Origin of the sequence: Streptomyces sp. JB150, assembly GCF_011193355.1 — a bacterium.
Classification (GTDB): Bacteria; Actinomycetota; Actinomycetes; order Streptomycetales; family Streptomycetaceae; genus Streptomyces.
Window position 1 is genome coordinate 1,094,231 of the sequence record NZ_CP049780.1, and the last position, 2,029, is coordinate 1,096,259.

The following is a 2,029-nucleotide window of genomic DNA, read 5'->3' on the forward strand; positions in this document are numbered from 1 at the left end:
AACACAGTGGACGCGAGCAACTGAGGACAAGCCCTCGGCCTATTAGTACCGGTCAACTCCACACGTTACCGTGCTTCCATATCCGGCCTATCAACCCAGTCGTCTACTGGGAGCCTTACCCCATCAAGTGGGTGGGAGTCCTCATCTCGAAGCAGGCTTCCCGCTTAGATGCTTTCAGCGGTTATCCCTCCCGAACGTAGCCAACCAGCCATGCCCTTGGCAGAACAACTGGCACACCAGAGGTTCGTCCGTCCCGGTCCTCTCGTACTAGGGACAGCCCTTCTCAAGACTCCTACGCGCACAGCGGATAGGGACCGAACTGTCTCACGACGTTCTAAACCCAGCTCGCGTACCGCTTTAATGGGCGAACAGCCCAACCCTTGGGACCGACTCCAGCCCCAGGATGCGACGAGCCGACATCGAGGTGCCAAACCATCCCGTCGATATGGACTCTTGGGGAAGATCAGCCTGTTATCCCCGGGGTACCTTTTATCCGTTGAGCGACGGCGCTTCCACAAGCCACCGCCGGATCACTAGTCCCGACTTTCGTCCCTGCTCGACCCGTCGGTCTCACAGTCAAGCTCCCTTGTGCACTTACACTCAACACCTGATTGCCAACCAGGCTGAGGGAACCTTTGGGCGCCTCCGTTACCCTTTAGGAGGCAACCGCCCCAGTTAAACTACCCATCAGACACTGTCCCTGATCCGGATCACGGACCCAGGTTAGACATCCAGCACGACCAGAGTGGTATTTCAACGACGACTCCACGAACACTGGCGTGCCCGCTTCACAGTCTCCCACCTATCCTACACAAGCCGAACCGAACACCAATATCAAACTGTAGTAAAGGTCCCGGGGTCTTTCCGTCCTGCTGCGCGAAACGAGCATCTTTACTCGTAGTGCAATTTCACCGGGCCTATGGTTGAGACAGTCGAGAAGTCGTTACGCCATTCGTGCAGGTCGGAACTTACCCGACAAGGAATTTCGCTACCTTAGGATGGTTATAGTTACCACCGCCGTTTACTGGCGCTTAAGTTCTCAGCTTCGCCCCACCGAAATGGAGCTAACCGGTCCCCTTAACGTTCCAGCACCGGGCAGGCGTCAGTCCGTATACATCGCCTTACGGCTTCGCACGGACCTGTGTTTTTAGTAAACAGTCGCTTCTCGCTGGTCTCTGCGGCCACCCCCAGCTCAGACCGTAAAGATCATCACCGGAAATGGCCCCCCTTCTCCCGAAGTTACGGGGGCATTTTGCCGAGTTCCTTAACCATAGTTCACCCGAACGCCTCGGTATTCTCTACCTGACCACCTGAGTCGGTTTAGGGTACGGGCCGCCATGAAACTCGCTAGAGGCTTTTCTCGACAGCATAGGATCATCCACTTCACCACAATCGGCTCGGCATCAGGTCTCAGACTATGTGCCAGGCGGATTTGCCTACCTGACGTCCTACACCCTTACCCCGGGACAACCACCGCCCGGGATGGACTACCTTCCTGCGTCACCCCATCACTCACCTACTACCAGCTCGGGTCACCGGCTCCACCACTCCGACCTCGTCCGAAGACTCAGCCGGCGGCTTCACGGGCTTAGCATCACTGGATTCGATGTTTGACGCTCCACAGCGGGTACCGGAATATCAACCGGTTATCCATCGACTACGCCTGTCGGCCTCGCCTTAGGTCCCGACTTACCCTGGGCAGATCAGCTTGACCCAGGAACCCTTAGTCAATCGGCGCAAACGTTTCTCACGTTTGTATCGCTACTCATGCCTGCATTCTCACTCGTCAACCGTCCACAACTAGTCAATCGGCGCAAACGTTTCTCACGTTTGTATCGCTACTCATGCCTGCATTCTCACTCGTCAACCGTCCACAACTCGCTTACGCGGCTGCTTCACCCGGCAGACGACGCTCCCCTACCCATCCACACACCCGTTGGGGCTGTTGTATGAATGACACGACTTCGGCGGTACGCTTGAGCCCCGCTACATTGTCGGCGCGGAATCACTAGACCAGTGAGCTATTACG

1 rRNA gene (only partly in view) is annotated in these 2,029 nt (G+C 56.6%); it reads right to left on the minus strand.

Annotated elements, in window-relative coordinates:
• Positions 1-22: 22 nt before the first annotated feature.
• Positions 23-2,029, minus strand: a 23S ribosomal RNA gene (locus tag G7Z13_RS05310); it runs 1,454 nt beyond the window's last position.